19 protein-coding genes are annotated in these 18,542 nt (G+C 58.7%); 10 read left to right on the forward strand and 9 right to left on the reverse strand.

Annotated features, from left to right (window positions below):
* The first annotated feature begins 230 nt into the window (after positions 1–230).
* Both rhtA and KRR23_RS28200 read left to right on the forward strand, forming a co-directional pair.
* The gene (gene rhtA / locus KRR23_RS28195; RefSeq protein WP_216745116.1) at positions 231–1,118 is read left to right on the forward strand and encodes a threonine/homoserine exporter RhtA; all 888 of its coding nucleotides are present in this window, start codon (positions 231–233) and stop codon (positions 1,116–1,118) included.
* A gap of 167 nt (positions 1,119–1,285) precedes the next feature.
* Positions 1,286–1,567, forward strand: a complete 282-nt coding sequence (locus KRR23_RS28200) for a hypothetical protein (protein WP_019692857.1) — start codon at positions 1,286–1,288, stop codon at positions 1,565–1,567.
* A gap of 12 nt (positions 1,568–1,579) precedes the next feature.
* Here the strand turns inward: KRR23_RS28200 and KRR23_RS28205 are convergent, their stop codons facing one another.
* A complete protein-coding gene (locus KRR23_RS28205; RefSeq protein ID WP_216745117.1) occupies positions 1,580–2,149 on the reverse strand; it encodes a TetR/AcrR family transcriptional regulator in 570 nt (189 codons plus the stop codon).
* A 91-nt stretch (positions 2,150–2,240) separates the two neighbouring features.
* Between KRR23_RS28205 and KRR23_RS28210 the strand changes: the two genes are divergently transcribed.
* Both KRR23_RS28210 and KRR23_RS28215 read left to right on the forward strand, forming a co-directional pair.
* Positions 2,241–2,981 carry an SDR family oxidoreductase gene (locus KRR23_RS28210; RefSeq protein WP_216745118.1) on the forward strand — a complete coding sequence of 247 codons (741 nt, stop codon included), beginning with the start codon at positions 2,241–2,243 and terminating at the stop codon, positions 2,979–2,981.
* 36 nt (positions 2,982–3,017) lie between these two features.
* Complete coding sequence (locus KRR23_RS28215) at positions 3,018–3,608, forward strand: 2-hydroxychromene-2-carboxylate isomerase (protein ID WP_216745119.1); 591 nt, start codon at positions 3,018–3,020, stop codon at positions 3,606–3,608.
* Here KRR23_RS28215 and KRR23_RS28220 read toward each other — a convergent pair.
* Positions 3,605–4,603: a zinc-dependent alcohol dehydrogenase family protein gene (locus tag KRR23_RS28220; protein ID WP_216745120.1), complete on the reverse strand. Its 999-nt coding sequence runs from the start codon at positions 4,601–4,603 to the stop codon at positions 3,605–3,607. The genes KRR23_RS28215 and KRR23_RS28220 overlap by 4 nt on opposite strands.
* A 114-nt stretch (positions 4,604–4,717) precedes the next feature.
* On the opposite strand from KRR23_RS28220, the gene KRR23_RS28225 reads away from it, so the two are divergent.
* Complete coding sequence (locus KRR23_RS28225; RefSeq protein WP_253912301.1) at positions 4,718–5,632, forward strand: LysR family transcriptional regulator; 915 nt, start codon at positions 4,718–4,720, stop codon at positions 5,630–5,632.
* Between the two features lie 15 nt (positions 5,633–5,647).
* Here the strand turns inward: KRR23_RS28225 and KRR23_RS28230 are convergent, their stop codons facing one another.
* From KRR23_RS28230 to KRR23_RS28245, 4 genes are all read right to left on the reverse strand, one after another.
* A complete protein-coding gene (locus tag KRR23_RS28230; protein WP_216745122.1) occupies positions 5,648–7,456 on the reverse strand; it encodes an aminopeptidase P family protein in 1,809 nt (602 codons plus the stop codon).
* A 58-nt stretch (positions 7,457–7,514) separates the two neighbouring features.
* Complete coding sequence (locus KRR23_RS28235; RefSeq protein ID WP_216745123.1) at positions 7,515–8,684, reverse strand: aminotransferase class V-fold PLP-dependent enzyme; 1,170 nt, start codon at positions 8,682–8,684, stop codon at positions 7,515–7,517.
* 196 nt (positions 8,685–8,880) lie between these two features.
* The gene (locus KRR23_RS28240) at positions 8,881–9,495 is read right to left on the reverse strand and encodes a LysE family translocator (RefSeq protein ID WP_216745124.1); all 615 of its coding nucleotides are present in this window, start codon (positions 9,493–9,495) and stop codon (positions 8,881–8,883) included.
* Positions 9,496–9,592: 97 nt separating this feature from the next.
* Positions 9,593–9,862 (reverse strand): hypothetical protein, encoded by a 270-nt coding sequence (locus KRR23_RS28245; protein WP_216745125.1) that lies wholly within the window; start codon positions 9,860–9,862, stop codon positions 9,593–9,595.
* Between the two features lie 274 nt (positions 9,863–10,136).
* Here KRR23_RS28245 and KRR23_RS28250 point away from each other — a divergent pair, with 274 nt between their 5' ends.
* Entirely contained in the window at positions 10,137–10,595 is a 459-nt protein-coding gene (locus tag KRR23_RS28250) for a VOC family protein (protein WP_216745126.1), read from the forward strand.
* A gap of 92 nt (positions 10,596–10,687) precedes the next feature.
* Here KRR23_RS28250 and KRR23_RS28255 read toward each other — a convergent pair whose 3' ends face one another.
* The 3 genes from KRR23_RS28255 to KRR23_RS28265 form a co-directional block, all read right to left on the reverse strand.
* Complete coding sequence (locus KRR23_RS28255; RefSeq protein WP_216745127.1) at positions 10,688–11,170, reverse strand: GNAT family N-acetyltransferase; 483 nt, start codon at positions 11,168–11,170, stop codon at positions 10,688–10,690.
* 216 nt (positions 11,171–11,386) lie between these two features.
* Complete coding sequence (locus KRR23_RS28260; protein ID WP_216745128.1) at positions 11,387–12,712, reverse strand: ATP-binding protein; 1,326 nt, start codon at positions 12,710–12,712, stop codon at positions 11,387–11,389.
* Positions 12,709–13,389, reverse strand: a complete 681-nt coding sequence (locus KRR23_RS28265) for a response regulator (RefSeq protein WP_054596403.1) — start codon at positions 13,387–13,389, stop codon at positions 12,709–12,711. Before KRR23_RS28265 ends, KRR23_RS28260 begins: the two co-directional genes overlap by 4 nt.
* A 300-nt stretch (positions 13,390–13,689) precedes the next feature.
* On the opposite strand from KRR23_RS28265, the gene KRR23_RS28270 reads away from it, so the two are divergent.
* From KRR23_RS28270 to dsbG, 4 genes are all read left to right on the forward strand, one after another.
* Entirely contained in the window at positions 13,690–14,394 is a 705-nt protein-coding gene (locus tag KRR23_RS28270; RefSeq protein WP_216745129.1) for a hypothetical protein, read from the forward strand.
* Between the two features lie 777 nt (positions 14,395–15,171).
* Positions 15,172–16,908, forward strand: coding sequence for a protein-disulfide reductase DsbD (gene dsbD, locus KRR23_RS28275; protein WP_216745130.1), 1,737 nt, complete (start codon positions 15,172–15,174; stop codon positions 16,906–16,908).
* Positions 16,908–17,774 (forward strand): TlpA disulfide reductase family protein, encoded by an 867-nt coding sequence (locus KRR23_RS28280; RefSeq protein ID WP_216745131.1) that lies wholly within the window; start codon positions 16,908–16,910, stop codon positions 17,772–17,774. The genes dsbD and KRR23_RS28280 overlap by 1 nt, the downstream gene beginning before the upstream one ends.
* Complete coding sequence (gene dsbG / locus KRR23_RS28285; RefSeq protein ID WP_216745132.1) at positions 17,750–18,517, forward strand: thiol:disulfide interchange protein DsbG; 768 nt, start codon at positions 17,750–17,752, stop codon at positions 18,515–18,517. Before KRR23_RS28280 ends, dsbG begins: the two co-directional genes overlap by 25 nt.
* Positions 18,518–18,542: the final 25 nt, after the last annotated feature.

An 18,542-nucleotide genomic window follows, 5' to 3' on the forward strand; every position in this document is an offset into this window, starting at 1 on the left:
AAGGAGTTTTCCGTTTCGACTGCGCCGGAAGTGGGGCGAATTATAGACTTCCAGAATCTGCCGTCAACACCTAATTTGGTTTTTCTATCAGAAATCGAAAAGCGGCACTCGTTACGGCCTATATAGAGGCGCCAACAAAGAGTGCGCAGTATATTGCTCAACACCTAGTAGCTAAGCATGATATGCCAGCCGTACACTCTCTCGCCTCTCACTTCGGACGACGACACGCAATGAATGACCAGCCCCGCAGCCTTGCATCGACTCTGTTCCCGGTTGGCCTGCTATTAATAGCCATGGCGTCGATCCAGTCTGGAGCCTCCCTGGCAAAAAGCATGTTCCCTATAGTTGGGGCGCAAGGGACAACCACCCTGCGACTGATTTTCGCCAGCGTGATCATGTTGCTGCTACTGCGCCCCTGGAATGCGAGGCTCACTGCCAAGTCCTTACGCACCGTCATCGTCTACGGCATGGCGCTGGGCGGCATGAACTTCCTCTTCTATATGTCCCTCAGGACTGTCCCACTCGGAATTGCCGTTGCTCTGGAGTTCACGGGCCCACTGGCAGTGGCAATTTATGCCTCACGCAAGGCGATCGACTTTCTGTGGATCGGTCTGGCCATCGTCGGTTTGCTGCTACTTATACCTACAGACGCAACAAACACGAGCATCAACCTCATAGGCGCCGGTTATGCTCTCGGCGCCGGGGTATGTTGGGCACTGTACATTCTGTTCGGTCAGAAAGCCGGGGCAGATAACGGCGTCCAGACCGCCGCGTTGGGTGTCATGATTGCAGCACTCTTCGTTGCGCCTATAGGCATCGTCCATGCCGGAGCCGCGTTGCTCACACCGTCACTGATCCCCATCGCTATTGGCGTAGCCGTTCTGTCCACGGCCCTTCCGTATACCCTTGAGATGATCGCCCTCACCCGAATGCCGGCGCGAACCTTCGGCACACTGATGAGCATTGAGCCCGCATTCGGCGCATTGTCCGGGCTGCTGTTTCTGCACGAATACTTGTCCCTGGCACAGTGGATGGCCATCACTTGCATCATTCTGGCATCCGTAGGCGCGACCATGACCATGCGCAGTGAGTCCAAGCCGTTGGTAGCAGTAGATTGATACGCGCTTTTACGAAGGTCTGGTATTTACCGCTCAATTGAGCCATGTTTAGCCACAACTCAATGTCAGACATGGACTTTTTCGGATAGGGATATCACTAACGATAAAAACGAAAGCGCATGCTGGCAGACTCGGGCACCAGACCCGAGACCGTAATAGGGATTGGAATGAAACGATTTTTGGTATTGCTTGTTGTACTGGCCATTGCGGGTTGCGCTGCGACCTCCAGGACTGAGGTCAAACGCGGAAAAAAAGGCCTGCACATTAACTGCTCAGGCCTCTCTTCTTCCTGGGACAAGTGCTACACCAGTGCGGCCAACTCATGCGGGCCGAATGGCTACAAGGTGATCGCCAAGTCCGGAGACGCCGTGGAAGACCCGGGTGACTATCCGTTTGGACTCAACCCTGCCGGCTATACCAGCCGCAGCATGATTGTCATCTGCAAGTAACCAGGCGCGCTCCTATTCAGCGCGTTGACCGGCTATCTGGCGTCCGATTTCTTCGTAGCTGGAATGCAGTACGGTGCGCTGGACCTCCGGATTCACCAGCATTCGCGCAACCACCAGCGCGCCAACGCACTGCGACAGAATGGCCCAGGCCAGGCTGTCACTCTCCAGGATCTGCGCCCAACTTTCCTGCAGCCGACAGATCCACTGCTCGGCTTGCCGGCGTACCGCGATGTCCGAGCGAGCGATCTCGGCGCCCAATGCCGGCAGCGCGCACCCGGACTCGGGATGCTCGACATGCGCCATGCTCAAGTAATGCTTGAGACAGCGCTCCAGCTTGGCTCGACTCAGCTCGCCATTACCGCTCAATCGCTCAAGGCTCTGACACAGCTCACGCTCGACGATCGAGCTGAAGAGTTCGTCTTTCGAGGAAAAGTGGCTGTAAAACGCACCGCCACTGAGCCCGATGGCCTTCATCAAGCCATCGACCCCCACCGTGCAAAAACCTTCTTTCTTGGCTGACACCGAGCTACTTTCAAGCAGCTTTTGCCTGGTTTCCAACTTGTGACTGGCTGAGTAACGCATCGCTTCCCCCGAATATCCATCGCCTTGACGTCTTCAAGATCGTAGCATAACGTTCGTTTGGCTAACGACCGTTCACCAAAGAGAGATGACTATGACCACAGCTATCAATAACAAGAAAGTCGTACTGGTTGTCGGTGCTGGCGATGCCACCGGCGGAGCTATTGCCAAGCGTTTCGCACAGGAAGGGTTTGTTGCCTGCGTCACTCGTCGCAGCGCAGACAAGTTGCAGCCATTGGTCGATGCCATTCAGGCCAATGGCGGTGAAGCCCACGGTTTTGCGTGTGATGCGCGCAAGGAAGAGGATGTAGTCGCGCTGGTTGAACAAATCGAAAGCCAGATCGGCCAGATCGAGGCGTTCGTCTTCAACATCGGTGCCAATGTGCCGTGCAGCATTCTTGAAGAGACCGCACGCAAGTACTTCAAGATATGGGAAATGGCCTGTTTCTCCGGTTTTCTGAACGGCCGTGAAGTGGCAAAGCGTATGGCCACCCGACAACGCGGCACCATTCTATTCACCGGAGCCACCGCAGGCATGCGCGGTGCTGCTGGCTTTGCGGCGTTCGCCGGCGCCAAGCATGGCATCCGTGCACTGGCCCAAAGCATGGCGCGGGAACTGGGCCCGATGAACATTCATGTTGCCCATGTCGTGGTCGATGGCGCGATCGATACCGACTTCATTCGCGACAGCTTCCCGGAAAAGTATGTCCTCAAGGATCAGGACGGGATTCTCAACCCCGAACACATCGCAGAGAACTACTGGTACCTGCACAACCAGCCTCGCGATGCCTGGACCTTCGAACTGGATCTGCGGCCCTGGAGCGAACGCTGGTAAGCCATCCTCTCTAACAACAATCAGAGTGCATCGAACATGAGCAAACGCGTAGAGTTCTTCTTCGACCTCGGCAGCCCTGCCACTTACCTGGCCTATACCCAACTACCGAAAATCTGTGAGCTAACCGGTAGCCAGCTGATCTATCAACCGATGCTGCTAGGCGGCGTATTCAAAGCTACCGGCAATGCCTCGCCGGCAACGATTCCGGCCAAGGGGCATTACATGTTCCTGGACCTGAATCGTTACGCCAAGCGCTACGACGTGCCATTCCAGCTCAATCCGTACTTTCCCATCAATACCCTTTTGTTGATGCGCGCCGTCACCGGCATCCAGCTACGACACCCCGAGCGTTTCCTCGATTTTATTGATTGCCTGTTCCGTGCGCTCTGGGTTGATGGCCGCAACCTCAACGACCCGGCGACCGTCGCCGCGGTGTTGGCCGAACATGGCTTTGACCCCGATGAAGCGCTAGCCTTGACCGCCGATGAGGAAGTCAAAGCCGCACTCAAGGACAAAACCGAGCAGGCGATCCAGCGTGGTGTGTTCGGTGCGCCGAGCATGTTTGTCGACAACGAATTGTTCTTCGGTCAGGATCGACTGGACTTTGTCCGCGAGGCCTTGGGCTAGATCTCGATAACCAGTCGGCCCTGCGCCTCACCCGAGGCTTGCAGGTCATAGGCTGCCTCGGCGGTTTGCAACGTGAACCGTCGGGGATCGAGCAAAGGCTTCAACAACCCTGCTTCAATCAACTTCGCGGCCTCGCCAAGAATCTGCCCGTGCCGCTCGCGACCGTTGCCGGTCAGCAAAGGCAGCAACGTGAAGACCCCGGAGTAACTCGCCGCCCGGAACGACAAGGGCGCCAGACTGTGTTGCCCCCAGCCGAGACAGCTCAACACGTGCCCCTGATAAGTGCGCACAGCCTTGAACGACGCATCCAGCGTCTCGCCTCCGACCGTGTCATAAACGATATCGAAACCCTCCCCCGCCGTATGTTGCTGTACATACTGTTCAACCGATTGTTGGCGGTAGTCGATAAAGGTTGCACCGAGGCTTTCGATTATCGCCTGATGCCTCGCCGACCCCGTGGCAAATACCTCGGCACCGAATGCCCGAGCCAACTGCACCGCCACATGCCCGACGCCACCAGCGCCACCTTGAATCAATACCTTGTGGTCCGTCTGAACCCGGGCGCGATCCAGCAAGCCTTCCCACGCGGTGATCAATACCAGCGGCAGCGCTGCCGCCTCAGTCATGCTCAGATTGATCGGTTTGCGCGCCAGCAACCGCGCATCAACAGCGGCGAATTGCGCCAGTGAGCCTTGCTGACCGCCAATCCCGGTCGCCATGCCATACACCTGATCGCCGACCTGCCAATCGCTGACCCCGGCACCGAGCGCTTCGACAATCCCTGCCAGATCCATACCCAGCACCGCCGGCAATGGCTGACGGGCATGAGCTGCCTCCCCGGCGCGGATTTTCCCATCCAATGGATTCACTCCACTGGCGATGATTCTGACCAACACCTGCCCCGCTTCAGGCACGGGCTTAGGGATAGACGCCAAACGAAGCGGTGCATTGGCCGAGTCGACGATCAGGGCGAGCATTTCAAGTGAGTCAGTCATTTCGCAATCTCATGTCAGTGGAGAGTTGCGTTGATCATCCGCCCGCCAACTCATGCCGATAAGACGCTATATAGCTATAGTGACCATGCCAATTTGGCATCAATGAGAAAACCCTTGGACAAACTCAATGCAATGGCGGTTTTCGTAAGAGTAGTCGAGCGCGGCAGTTTCTCTGCTGTCGCTCGGGAACTGCAGACCAGCCAACCGACCATCAGCAAAATCCTCCGGGCACTGGAAACAGAGCTTGGAGGCAAGCTGATTGCCCGCAGTACTCGCCAGCTTTCGCTGACCGACGAAGGCCAGCGTTACTACAATGAATGCCGACAGATTCTTGCGGCGGTCGACGCGGCCGAACACAGTTTTCAGTCCGGACGGGAAGTGGTCGCCGGGCCTTTGCGAGTGGGCTCCTCCGTCAGTTTCGGGCGATTGCAGATTGCTGCGCGACTGCCGGATTTCCTTGAGCGCTATCCACACGTTGAAATCGATTTACAGCTCAGCGATCAGAATCAGGACCTGGTCAGCGAAGGCCTGGACGTCACATTACGCATTGGCGAGTTGAGCGACAGCGGTTTGATCGCCCGGCAGATTGGCACCACCCATCGAGTCACCGTCGCCAGTCCTGGCTACCTTGCTCAACGTGGCCGACCACACACACCGCAAGAACTGAGCCAGCATAACTGCCTGCTGTTCAACCTGCTGAGCAGCCAGAATCAGTGGATCTACGAGAAAAACGCTCAGCGACACAGCGTGCGGATCAAAGGCAACGCCCAGAGCAACAATTCGGAGGCGATACGCGAGATGGTGTTGGGCGGGCTGGGTATTGCGCTGTCGCCGGTGTGGTTATTCAGCGAGGATTTGAAGGCTGGTCGGGTGATCGCGATCCTGCAGGACTACCGCGCACAAGCGTTGCCGATCCATGCGGTGTCCCCGGCCAATCGTCGCCAATCGGCCAGGGTCAAGGCATTCATCGACTATATGAGCGAAGCACTCGCCCACGCACCCGAGCTTGCGCCGCAGCCCGAAGACTGACGGCGCACCACCGACTCAGATCGCGGCGGTTCGGGTGTTCAGCCACGCCAGCGCAGCACCGTCAAGCAAAGGGCTCAAACGTTCACGAACTTGCGCGTGGTAAGCGTTAAGCCACTCGCGCTCGTCCTGAGTCAGCAACGAAGGCTCCAGACAACGGGTGTCGATCGGGCACAAGGTCAGGGTTTCGAATTTGAGGAACTCGCCAAATTCGCTGCTGCCAGCCTCGCGGTTCAACACCAGGTTCTCGATCCGCACGCCCCAGCGACCTGGACGATAAGTGCCCGGTTCGATCGAGGTGATCATCCCCGGCTGCATCGCGGTTTGCGGCGCCGGTGCGGCTTGGTAGGCAATCACTTGCGGGCCTTCATGAACGTTCAGGAAGTAACCGACGCCATGCCCGGTGCCGTGGCCATAGTCGACGCCCTCCGCCCAGATCGGCGTACGTGCGATGGCGTCGAGCAACGGCGAGAGAATGCCACGCGGGAACTGCGCGCGGGATAGGGCGATCACGCCCTTGAGCACGCGCGTACAGTCGCGTTTCTGCTCGGCGGTTGGCGTGCCCACCGGCACCATCCGCGTAATGTCGGTGGTGCCGCCCAGGTACTGGCCGCCGGAGTCGATCAACAACAGGCCGTCACCTTCGATCACCGCGTGTTCTTCTTCGGTCGCGTGGTAGTGCGGCATCGCACCGTTGGCGTTGAAGGCTGCAATCGTGTTGAAGCTCAGCGACACATACCCCGGACGACGGGTACGGGCGGCGGTCAGGTGTTCGTCGATGGTCAGTTCGGTGATGCGTTCACGACCGAGGGCGCTGTCGAGCCAGGTAAAGAACTCGCAGAGCGCCGCGCCGTCCTGTTCCATGGCCTGACGGATGTGTTCGGCATCGGCGAGACTTTTCTGCGACTTGGCGAGGGTCGTCGGGTTCAGCCCTTCAATCAGCTTCACGCCGCTGCCGAGGTTATTCAGCAAACCGCTAGTCACCCGTGCTGGATCGACTTGCAGGCTTGCGCCATTTGCCACGGCAGCCAGCGCCGAGGCCACTTCGCTGTAGTCGCGCAGGGTGACGCCGTCTTGTTCGAGGATCGCGCGCAATGGCGCATCGACCTTGCTCAGCGCGACAAACAAGGTTGCCTGCTGCTGACCGATCAGGGCGAAGGACACGAATACCGGGTTGAACGACACATCACCGCCGCGCAGGTTGAACAGCCAGGCGATGTCGTCGAGGGTGGCGATAAAGTGCCAATCGGCACCGCGCGCTTTCAGGCTTTCACGCAGCTTGGCGAGTTTCTCGCCACGGCTGATGGTGGCCTGCGGCGGCAAGTGCTGATAGATCGGTTGATTCGGCAGGCTCGGGCGGTCACTCCAGACCTCGTTCAACAGATCGATATCGGTGCGCAGCCGCGCGCCACGCTCCTCAAGCTTGCTGCTCAGTGAACGTGCCGACGCCACGGCCATCACCGCGCCATCGACCGCGACCACACCCCCTTCCGGAGTTTGCTCGGCCAGCCAGTCCAGCGGGCCGGGTTGGCCTGGCTGAAGCTTTACCAACTCGATGCCGCTGCCCTTGAGCTCCTTGGTCGCCTGTTCCCAGTAGCGACTGTCGGCCCAAACGCCCGCGAAGTTCTGGGTGACGATCAGCGTGCCGACCGAGCCATGAAAACCCGACAACCACTGACGCCCCTGCCAGTAACCCGGCAGGTATTCCGACAAGTGCGGGTCGGCCGACGGCACCAGCAGGGCGTGGATGCCTTCCCGGCTCATCAGCTCTCGGGTGTGCGCCAGGCGCTGGGGAACCGTTCCATGGGTCAAAGGCTGCGTACTCATCATGTCTCCTGCTAACCACTTTAATTTTGTTATAGGGCGCTGACTTTTGGTCTGCGCATCAGGATTGGGCGGTAGCCCAGAACGCCGGTGCACTGGCGGTTGCTGCTTTAATCAATTGTGCGGCCTGATCGATGTCCTGCTCGGTGGTGAAACGCCCAAGACTCAAGCGAATAGTCCGCCCCGCTGCCCGCGCGTCATGCCCCAGAGCCAGCAGCACATGGGACGGCGCATTGCTCGCGGAGTTGCAGGCCGACGTCGCCGAAAAGGCGATCGAAGCACTCAAGGCCTGGGAATTGAACTCGCCCTCATTGAAGGTCAGGCTCAAGGTATGGGGAATGCGTTGGGTCGGGCTGCCGTTCAAGCGTAGACCGGCAATACCGCTGAGCTGCCCAAGCAAGCGCTCGCGCAGACGGGCGATGGTCGCCGCCTCTTCAGCAAAGTGTTCAGCCGCCAGCGCAAAGGCTGCGCCCATGGCTGCGATCTGATGCGTGGCCAGGGTTCCGGAGCGTAAACCGCCCTCGTGTCCACCGCCATGGATCTGCGCCTGCAAGCGCTGCTGGGCACGCGGGCCGACGTAGAGTGCACCAATCCCCTTGGGACCATAGATCTTGTGCGCGGAAAACGACATCAGGTCCACCGGCCATTGGGCCAGATCAATCGCTACCTTGCCCGCGCCCTGCGCGGCGTCGACGTGAAACAGCGCGCCGTGCTCACGCACCCGCTGACCGATGGCCGGGATGTCGTTGACGGTACCGAGCTCGTTGTTGACCAGCATCAGCGACACCAGAAAGGTGTCTTCGCGCAGCGCCTCGCTGACCGCTTGCGCAGTGATCAGGCCTTCGGTGTCCGGCAGCAGATAAGTCACGGCGACCCCGGCATCCTGCAATTGCCTGGCGGTATCGAGGATCGCCTTGTGCTCGATCTGGCTGGTGATGATGTGCCCGCCGGCCTGGCCGCGGGCCTGGGCCACGCCTTTGAGGGCGAGGTTGTTGGATTCGGTGGCGCCGGATGTCCAGACGATCTGCTGCGCTTGCGCGCCCACCAGATCGGCGACTTGCTGGCGTGCCTGCTCGACCGAACGCCTGGCTTGCTGGCCGAAGGCGTGTGAGCTGGAGGCCGGGTTGCCGAAGTTACCGCTGAACCCCAGACAGTCGACCATGACCTGAATGACCCGCTCATCCACCGGCGTGGTGGCGGCGTAATCAAAATACAAAGGACGCTTATTCATAAAAAAGACTCGCAGAGCTTGTTCCGGGATCAGGTGTATTCGCTGAAAGCGCCGCACTGGAGGTGGTGTGAAAACTGCGGGAAATCAGCAATACCTGATCGGATGCCGTTAAAGAAGTACGACTTCATTTCAAAGTGCGTAGGAACGCTCCTGAAGTCGAGCTTAACAGGCATCGGACACCGGGTTGAAGCGCAAGTCAGCTAAAGCTCTCGTGCAGCATCGGATACAGCGAAGCCACCAGCAACAAGGCCATGCCCCAATTGAACACCCGCAACCAGCGCCGATCACGCAGGACATTGCGCAACAGGCTGCCGCAAGCCGCCCAGACACTGACGCTCGGCAGGTTGATGATGGCGAACACCGCAGCGATGACGATCACATTGGTGAAATAGCCCTGCAGCGGTGTGTAGGTGCTGATGGCGCCAATCGCCATGATCCAGGCCTTGGGGTTGACCCACTGAAACGCTGCCGCGCCCCAGTAGCTGATGGGCTCGGCGTGACCTTGTTCGGCTTCGGAGACGGGACCCGAATGGGCGATTTTCCACGCCAGATACAGCAAATAGGCCGCGCCGACATAACGCAGTACGCTGTAAAGCACAGGATAGGTTTGAAACACCGCGCCCAGACCAAAACCGACGGCGAGCACAAGGATGAAGAAGCCGCAGGTGATACCGAGCATGTGCGGGATGGAACGGCTGAAACCGAAATTGACGCCCGAGGCCAGCAACATCGTGTTATTCGGGCCGGGGGTGATCGAGGTCACCAGGGCAAACAGGGCAAAACCCAGCAGTAAATCCAGCGAGAGTGTCATAGGGCGATTCCATTCGGGTCAGTCAGGTGTTGACCCTATCGCAGCCCACGCATGAAACCCACGCACAGTTACGTGAAACTTCGAGCAGTACAGTCGCTTAGCTGGCGTGGCCGTGAAGGCTCACACCACGCGCGGCGTTCATTTCACCCTGCTGGTCAAAACCGAAAGCTTTCTGCGGCTGGCCGAGTAATTCGGCTTTTTTGGCCTGGTATTCATCAAACGACAAACCGCGACGATTCAAGGCTTCCAGCGCCAGCTCTTTGGTTTCTTCGGCAGTGTACGGGCGCAATTCGGGGGCAGGATGACTGGCGCAACCGGCAAGCACCGAGGCAACCAATATCAATGATGTTACGAGTAAACGGTTCATGAGGAGGCTCCCTGCGAGCGGGTCTTGAGCAATGGACACAGGCTACTCCTGCCCTTTGAGCGACAAAAATCATCGCTCTCGATAGTCGCTATCGATAGTCGCTATCGACCTCGGCAAAAGCCGTTCAGCTCACCGGGCTGGTTAATGGCAGAACAGTGGCAAACCTGCACCCCGTCAGCCACTCGGTTGCCTTGTTGGGGCTGGCCTATAGTCAATCGACCGGAAATCGGCGAAGGACTTGCTACATCACCCAACAAGAATATGGAGAACGGTCATGAGCGTTAAACCCATTCCCGAGGGTTATCACAGCATCACACCCTACTTGGGAATCCAGAAAGCCGCGGAGGCTATCGACTTTTACAAAAAAGCCTTTGGCGCCACGGAAGTCATGCGCCTGGCAATGCCCGACGGCAGCATCGGCCATGCCGAACTGCGAATTGGCGACTGCGCCATCATGCTCGGCACACCGTGCGATCAAGGTCCGCTGAGCAACCCCGACAAATCACCGTCCGTGGGTTTGCATCTGTATGTCGAGGATGTGGACAAACGCTACGCCCAGGCGATCAAGGCGGGCGGCACAGTGATTTCTGAAGTCAAAGATCAGTTCTACGGCGACCGCTCGGGCACCTTGAAGGACCCCTTCGGCCATGTGTGGTTCCTGTCGACCCGCAAGGAGGACCTGACCCAGGCGCAAATCGAAAAACGGGCGAAGGAGATGTTCAAGCAGCAGTAACCCCCCCCTGTGGAACTGGCGAAGCCTGCGATCTTTTGATCTTGCTGCTTCCAGCAAAAGCCCCCGTAACCTTGCGGCAGAGGGGGCTTTTGTCAGCCGCGTGTCAGCGACTTGTTCATCGGGACTGCCGTGAGCCCGGCAACACTGAAGGTTTCAGCACAGCGTCGGTACCCAAGGTGCTGAAAAAACTCTTCACTGGTACAGGTGCTGTTGAGGCGCGCCTGACTGAAACCCTGCTCGATCAACCAGGTTTCGAGGCCTTGGATCAACGCCTGCCCGGCACCGCGCCGAAACCATTCCGGCAGGACGTAGCAAAACCCGACCTTGCCGCTGACGGCCGCCATGGCCACACCTATCGGTTTGTCATCCAGCAACGCGAGGTTCAGGTACAGGCGTGGATCAGACAGCCAGGGCTGCACATGTTCAACGGTTTTGTTGTGGGTCCAGGCCGCAACGACTTTCGGGTCATTGCGGTGATCCGCAGCGCAGCCGATCTTGATCGAGCGTTCGACGATCCGGCTGATGATCCCCGCATCCGCGGGGCTGGCGTTGCAGATTTGTATGCAGGCATCCATAGCGCTATCACCTCAATCCATTGAGTCAAAGCTGCGAGGGACGATAGCGCCGCAAGGGCCAGGGGGCTAATGGAGAGAAGTTACATTTGATGTGCAACATGGAACTCATGTGGGAGCGAGCCTGCTCGCGATAGCGGTCTGTCAGTCACATCAATGCTGGCTGTGCCGCCGCCATCGCGAGCAGGCTCGCTCCCACAAGGGGTCCTATGGTGTTTGTCAGGCTGACTGCAATGGCATCGTCAGTTCAACCCGCAAGCCGTCGACACGGCTGTCGAAATGCAGCACGCAACCGCAGCGCTGAACGATTGCCTGGACAATCGCCAACCCAAGCCCGCAGCCGGTGCTTGCGCCGTTGCGCCAGAAACGCTGGGTCAGGTGTTGCAGGTCATCGGCGGCGATGCCGGGGCCATGGTCGCGCACCTGAAAACGCACGCGGTTACCCATGGTTTCAAGGCTCAGTTCCACTGCCGCATACGCCGGGGTGTGGCGCAAGGCGTTGTCCAACAGATTGCGCAAAGCGGCAATCGACAGCACCGCAGGCATTTGCACCGGAGCCTGTGAGTAACTCGCCGGCAAGTGCAGTTTGATCCGCTGACGATCACCGCTGGCCGCGTCTTGAATCGCCAGACGGGCCACCTCTTCGGCGCTGCACTGCACGCCATCGTCGAACGACAGACTGCCTTCGACCCGCGCCAGCAACAGCAATTGCTCAAGCGTGCGGTGCAAGCGATCGGCGCCTTCCTCGGCGCGGGCCAGGGACTGATCGCGGGCGGCGCCTTCGGTCATGCGCGCCACTTGCAGGTGCGTCTTGATCGCCGTCAACGGGCTGCGTAGCTCATGAGCGGCATCGCCAGTCAGCCGTCGCTCGCGCTCGATGGCCTTGCCGATTCGCTGGAACAACTGATTCTGGGTTTCCAGCAACGGTTGCAATTCGCTCGGCAGCGGATGGATTTGCAACGGCTCAAGGGAGTCGGCGCTGCGGCGCATCAAGGCATCGCGCATGCGATTAAGCGGCGCCAGGCCTTGGCCGATCCCCAGCCAGAGCAGCCACAGGCAACCGAGCAACGCGACGCCCACCGGCACCGACGCGGCCAGCAGTACCGACATGTTCAGTGCCTCGCGCTCGACTTGCCGGTCGGCCGTGGTGATGCGCAAATCACCACGAGCCAAGGTGAAACTGCGCCAGCGCGCACCGTCGATCATCTGGTCATGGAAGCCCATCTGTTCAGCTTCCAGGGTTTGTTCGGGAGTGCTGTGACTGCGGGCCAGAATCTCGCCGCGCAAGGAGCTGACCTGACAGGCCATGCCCCCCGGAATATTCAATTGCTCGGCACTGAAATGCGTGCCATCGCCCTTGCTCGGCAGGGCCGGCAATTGCTCCAGCAACCCGGCGACCATACGCGCCGAGGCGACCAGCCGCTGGTCGAGGGAAAACATCATCTGATTGCGCAGGTCGCTGAGCATCCAGGCCGCAGCCAGGGCCCAGATCAGCGCGAAGGCCGCGCCGAGGGTCAGACTCAGGCGCAAACGCAAACTCATCACTTCGATTGCTCTCCGCCATCCGCCGGCCCAAGCCGGTAACCCAGCCCACGCACGGTTTCAACGATGCCGTTGCCGAGTTTACGTCGCAGATGATGGATATGTACGTTGAGGGCGTTGCTTTCCAGTTCATCGTTGAACCCGTAGACGCTGTCCTTGAGTTGCTCGGTCGACAGCACCCGGCCACGGTTGTGCAGCAAGGCTTGCAACAACGATTGCTCGCGGCGCGACAGGTCTACCGGTTGACCGGCAAGCAGCGTTTCGCGGCTGCTCGGATCGTAAGTCAGGGCGCCATGCTCGATCAGATTGACGCTGCGCCCCGCCACCCGCCGCAACAAGGTGTGCAGGCGTGCAGCCAATTCACGCAGGTCAAAGGGCTTGAGCAGATAGTCATCGGCGCCAGCTTGCAGGCCATCGACGCGGTCGGTCACCGAATCGCGTGCGGTCAGAATCAGCACCGGAATCTCCAGGCCGTGATGACGCAACTGCTGCAGCAGCTTCAGACCGTCTTCGTCCGGCAGCCCCAGGTCGAGCACCATCACGTCGAACTTGGCAACCTTGAGCATCGCCCGGGCGGCCGAAGCCGTGGCGACATGCTCCACGGTCAGGCCCTGGGCCGTGAGGCCGGCAACGATGCCGCTGGCGATCAGCTCATCGTCTTCGCAAACCAGTACGTGCATGCTGAACTCCATAAAAAACACGATTCAAACAAGCCGACATTAAGTCGCGATTATGTCCGGGACCGCAGCGGGAGAGAAGCACGAATTCCCTGCCCCGCCTTCCTTGCAATGAAGGTCAAGTACATGCCATCAACGCCAGACCTACCCGACAACTAAATATCAAATCAACAGCACAACTAAAACCCTCGTCCAGCATCGAAATAAATCCATATAAAAAAACAAAACACGGCATCCAGATCTGACGGTAGCCTTAAAACAGAAACATCAAAACAAACACCCCACAGTTAAAGGAAACTGAAAGTGCCAGCACTGAAAAACTTTGTCGCCGTCGATTGGCGCGCCGGAAAAGACCTTATCTACTTTTTCTTCAAGGATACCAACACCTACTCTCGCTTCAACATTGGCGACAACAAAGTTCCGAATGGATACCCGACAGCAGTCAATGGCCGCTGGGGGGATTTCGACAAACACGTTAAAAACCTTCGTTTTGGATTCAACACCACCGGAATCATGTCAACAACCCCGGAAGCAGACAAAATTGACGCGGACACTTTATGGCTATTCTATTACGAGGGCGACACGCCAATGGTCTGTGAATACAATCAGGACACCGACAGTGTCAATAGCACACGGCCTGTAAAAGACTCACGATGGTGGCAACTGCTCCCTTATTTTGACCGCATTATCACCGGCACATGGTGGCAGCTATACGGCCGCCTTCCTTTATTTCGGTTCCTCATGAATGACGGACACTTCATCAACCTTGATTTTAGTAAAAACAAATTAACACACGAAGCGATTACGAACACAACCTGGCCGGGACTCCAAGACTACAAAGATCGAATTATTACAGCAGCGCAAAACGATCGAACCTTTGCAGACAGTTATTACTATATTTTTCTGACCCATAATGAATACATAAGATACAACATCCACGAAAACCGGGCCGAGACCGGCCCGTGCGCAGTCAATGATGAGTCCTGGCCGGGGCTATTACGCGACTGATATAGGGTGAGACTCAATGGCTCTTCAAGGACATCAACAAATATTCTCGATTTGATGTCGGCGACAATCAGGTTCCGGACGGACACCCGAAAGATATAAAGCTCAGCAACTGGAACACTTTTCACACACATGAAAAATCTGCGCTTTGGGTTCACCACGACCGGATTCAAACCGACCTCGCCAAATATAGATGGAATTGACTCAGACATCTTATGGCTATTTATGACGATGGCGACAGACCAATGGTCTGTCGATACGATCAGGACACTGACAAGGTCGCCAGTATGGATCACATAGAAGACTCGCCATGGCACCAGCTACCTCCGTACTTCAACCAAAGTGTAGCCGGCACATGGTGGCAACTACCCGACCGAGTTAGCTTATTTCGATTTATCCTGAACGATGGAAATTCCATCACTCTGGACCTTACTAGGAAAACCTTCGCACTCGAAGCGATTACGGATAAAACCTGGCCGGGCCTGCAACTTTATAAACACCGGATCGTTACAGCCGCACAAAACGACCGAACGTTTGTTGATAGTGACTACTGTATTTTCCTTACCCATAACGAATACATAAGATACAACATCCACGAAAACCGGGCCGAGACCGGCCCGCGCGCAGTCGATGACGAGTCCTGGCCAGAGCTATTGCGAGACTGAGAGTACGTCTGGACCCGCTTCTTGCGAGGCGGGCACTGTCCATGGGGGCGGTTAATCATCGGTTAATCGCCACCCATCATCGTGCACCCTACTTGCACCGCGATAAGGCTTTCCCATGCGTCGTCTGTTTCTACTGTTTTTTCTTTTCATCGCAGGACTGGCCCAGGCAGCGTCGAACCCGTTCGACACCAAAGCTGATTTCCTGCCGGTCGGCAAAGCCTTTGTTTTTACCTCCGAACGCCTTGAATCCGGCGAAACCCAGCTCTTCTGGCAAATCGCCGACGGCTACTACCTGTATCAGCAACGGATGAAGTTCGACGGTTTGCCCGAGGCGGATAAACCGCCTCTGCCGTTGGGTGAAGCCCACAGTGACGAGTTTTTTGGTGATCAGCAGGTGTATCGCCAGGGCCTGGAATTGAAAGTCCCGGCCGGCGCCAGTGGCCAGATCAAAGTGGGGTTTCAGGGCTGTGCCGATGCCGGTTTATGTTATCCACCGCAAACTCAGGTGATCGACCTCGGTGGCAGCACGGCGGCGGTCAATGCCGCGCAAGCACCGGATGAAGCCTTGGCCAGCGGTCTGCAACAGCAGGCGCTGGGCTGGAGTTTGCTGGTGTTCTTTGGTCTGGGCCTGTTGCTGGCTTTCGCGCCTTGCTCGTTGCCGATGCTGCCGATTCTCGCCGGTTTGATCGTCGGCAGCGGCGCCAGCCCCAAGCGTGGTTTCGCTTTGGCCGGCAGTTACGTGGTCAGCATGGCGCTGGTGTATGCAGCGCTGGGCGTAGTAGCCGCGTTGCTCGGTGCGAACTTGCAGGCCTTGTTGCAGAACGTCTGGTTACTCGGCAGTTTCGCTGTGGTGTTTGTGCTGTTGTCGTTGCCAATGTTCGGCTTCTTCGAACTGCAACTACCGGTCGCGCTGCGTGACCGTCTGGAAAACGCCAGTCGCAAGCAAGGCGGCGGCAGCCTGATCGGTGCCGGGGTGCTCGGCGCCTTGTCCGGCTTGCTGGTTGGCCCGTGCATGACTGCGCCGCTGGCCGGGGCCTTGCTGTACATCGCCCAGAGCGGTAACGCGCTGCACGGTGGGCTGATCCTGTTCGCCATGGGCATCGGCATCGGTTTGCCGCTGCTGTTGCTGGTGACCGTCGGCAACCGCTTCCTGCCCAAACCCGGCACCTGGATGAACCTGCTCAAAGGCATCTTCGGTTTCCTTTTCCTTGGCACCGCGCTGGTGATGGTGCGGCCAGTGCTTGATGAGTCGCTATGGATTGGCCTGTGGGGCGCACTTTTGTTGATCATCGCCTACAGCGCCTGGCGTCAGACCGGCGGATTCGGCCGCGCCGCCCATGTGTTCGGTGGCATGGCGCTGCTTTCCGGGTTGTGGGGCAGCCTGCTGTTGATCGGTGCTGCGGGTGGCAGCGATGACCTGTTCAATCCATTGCAGGTTTACAGTGCACAGGCATCGACCCGCGTCGCCGGCCCCACCGCCGAGGACGCCTTCATCACCGTCAAGGATCCAGCTGCGCTGCAACACGAACTCGACACTGCCCGCGCCCAGGGCCAGTGGGTGCTGCTGGACTATTACGCTGACTGGTGTGTGTCGTGCAAGATCATGGAGAAACAGGTGTTCGGCAAACCCCAGGTAATGGACGCGCTGAAAGATGTCCGCTTGCTGCGTCTGGACGTGACCGCCGACAATGCTGCCAGCCGTGAACTGCTCGGCCGTTATAAAGTGCCGGGGCCGCCAAGCCTGTTGTGGATCGGCACCGACGGCATCGAGCGCCGTAGCCAGCGCATCACCGGAGAGGTGGATGCCGCCGGTTTCCTCCAACGCTGGAACATGACTCGGGACGCTCGTTAATGCTGACCTTTACCCTCGGCACCTTTGCCATTGCGCTCAACCACCTGCTGCTGATCAGTGCCCTGGCACTGGCCACCCTGGTCGGCTGGCGGGTGGCCAAGCGCGGTGGCGAGAACCCCGAGTCGGTGCTGTTCAGCCTGTTCCTGCTGGGCTTGCTCGCGGCCAGAGTGGGATTCGTACTCACTTACTGGGCCCACTACCGTGATGACCCGTGGCAGATCATCGACCTGCGCGATGGCGGTTTCCTCGCCTGGCCCGGGGTGATTGCCCTGCTGTTGGCAACGCTGTTGCGGGGCTGGCGCCGACCGGCGCTGCGCAAACCGTTGGGCGCGGGCGTCGGCAGCGGCCTGTTGTTCTGGTTGCTGGCGAGTTTGTCCCTGAACCTCTACGAACAAGGCACGCGCCTGCCGGACATCGTCTTGCGCAATGCCGCCGGCGAAACCGTGCAACTGGCCGATTATCAGGGCGGCCCCTTGGTGATCAACCTGTGGGCCACCTGGTGCCCGCCCTGCCGGCGTGAAATGCCGGTGCTGGAGAACGCCCAGCAACATCGGCCCGACCTGACCTTTCTGTTCGTCAATCAGGCCGAAAGCATGCAAAGCGTCAGCACCTTCCTCGCAACCCAAGGCCTGAGCCTTTCCAATGTGCTGTTCGATGGCGGCGGTCGACTAAGTCAGGCCGTTGGCTCCATGGCGCTACCGACTACGCTGTTCTACAGCGCCGAAGGCCGAATGCTCGGTAGCCACCTGGGTGAATTATCGGAAGCCAGCCTGGCCCGTGCCCTGGAAAACTTCGACTCCCCAACTTCTGCCATACAGGCCACACCCTCAAGGAAACTGCCATGCTCCGCCTCCGCCACCTGCTGACGCTGTCCCTGGGCGCAGCGCTGCTGCAAATCCCGATGCTGCAGGCCGAAGAACTGCCTGCGGCGATCCGCAAGATCGAAGAAAAAGGCGCGAAAATCATCGGTAGTTTCGATGCGCCTGATGGCTTGCGTGGTTATGCCGCGCAGTACCAGAACCGCGGCATGGCCTTGTACCTGACGCCCGACGGCAAGCACGTGCTGCTCGGCAACCTGTACGACGCCGATGGCAAGGACCTGAGTGCCGAGCCGCTGCAAAAACTGGTCTACGCGCCAATGGCCAAGGAAGTCTGGGCGAAGATGGAAGCCAGCAACTGGATCGCCGACGGCAGCAAGGATGCACCGCGCACCGTCTACCTGTTCAGCGACCCGAACTGCCCTTACTGCAATATGTTCTGGGAGCAGGCCCGGCCGTGGGTGAAGGCCGGCAAAGTGCAGCTGCGGCACATCATGGTCGGGATCATCCGAGAGGACAGCCCGGGCAAATCCGCTGCCCTGTTGGCCAGCAAAGACCCGGGCAAGGCCCTGGAGGAGCACGAGAAGGCGGGCAAGCAAAGCTCGTTGAAAGCGCTGACAAGCATTCCCGCCGCGATCCAGGCCAAACTCGACGCCAATATGAAGTTGATGGAAGAACTCGAATTGTCCGCCACTCCGGCCATCTTCTACATGGACGACAAGGGCGAGTTGCAACAGCAGCAAGGCGCGCCGTCGCCGGATAAGCTGGTGAAGATTCTCGGACCGAAGTAGTTTTTTACCGTCAGATTTCTACTGG

The sequence above is a fragment of the Pseudomonas sp. CVAP#3 genome (assembly GCF_018986375.1).
GTDB lineage: Bacteria > Pseudomonadota > Gammaproteobacteria > Pseudomonadales > Pseudomonadaceae > Aquipseudomonas > Aquipseudomonas helvetica.